The sequence below is a fragment of the Aequorivita sp. CRS11 genome (assembly GCF_059693805.1).
Map to the genome: position 1 here is coordinate 1 of NZ_JCATIG010000042.1, position 894 is coordinate 894.

Below are 894 nucleotides of genomic sequence, written 5' to 3' on the forward strand. Positions count from 1 at the left end.
AAGCTTGTGAAGAGTTTTTCCTGATAGTTTTTCTTGCCTTGCATAGGCATGAAATTAAGAAACTTCTCAATTTTATACAAGCCTTTTGCTATATTTGAAGAGGTGGTTGTGCAACAGGCACAATGGCTATAATTCATTGCGGCTGAAATTCCTATCGGAATTTCATTGCAATTTGCTATCTTTCGGCTATGGCGGAAAGAATCCTGCGGATTTTTCCGCAACGTATCATAGCCAAGACCGTTGGCATTCATTGAAAAAACGAAATGGAATCAGAAAAGACATTTAAGACAAAAACGGGATTTTGCCATATCCTTCCTGACAAAATTGTCTTGACAAGAGACGGGGTTGTTGGAAATGTGGCTAAAGTGACTGTTGGAAACAACATTGCAAGAATCCTTATAATTTACGGAGCAATAACAGTTGGACTGTTCTATTTTGGTTATGAAGCATATAAAAACGGACAGACCTTACAGCCAATTTTATTTGGACTAATCGGACTATATCTGATTTACGGAATTGTAAGTAGTCTAAATAATTCAGCGACACCAATTATCGACCGAGAAAAAATAAAAGATGTAAAACTGAAAAAAGCTGTTAAAGGACTGACTCGTTCAAGATTTGAAGTGCTGTTCGAAGATGAGAACGGAAAAATCAAAAAACGACTGATTATGCTTCCAGGCTCATTGACTAACGGACAGAATGAAACAGAAAAGGCTGTTGAGATAATGAGAGAAGAACAACTTATGCAATAAAAAAACAACGAAATGCCAACAAAGAACTGAGGTAAAAAACAACATATTTCTTCATTAATTTTTGACATTATTATTCTAGGCTTACAGATTGAAAGATGGATCTATAAGCTATTCTTTTGTTTGAATTTCAATTATTTTACTG

The 894-nt window shown here is 35.1% G+C and carries 2 protein-coding genes; one reads left to right on the plus strand and one right to left on the minus strand.

The features are described from left to right. Window positions 1–251, minus strand: a 251-nt coding sequence (locus AC58DT_RS15660; protein ID WP_497217727.1) for a hypothetical protein, incomplete at its 3' end; no start/stop codon positions are given. Window positions 252–263: 12 nt separating this feature from the next. Here AC58DT_RS15660 and AC58DT_RS15665 point away from each other — a divergent pair. Then, window positions 264–752, plus strand: coding sequence for a phosphoribosylaminoimidazolesuccinocarboxamide synthase (locus AC58DT_RS15665; RefSeq protein WP_497217728.1), 489 nt, complete (start codon window positions 264–266; stop codon window positions 750–752). The last annotated feature ends 142 nt before the right edge of the window (window positions 753–894 follow it).

Excerpts from the sequence above, each read along its gene's own strand:
- AC58DT_RS15665 (WP_497217728.1), top strand. The coding sequence starts at position 264 with ATGGAATCAGAAAAGACATTTAAGACAAAAACGGGATTTTGCCATATC.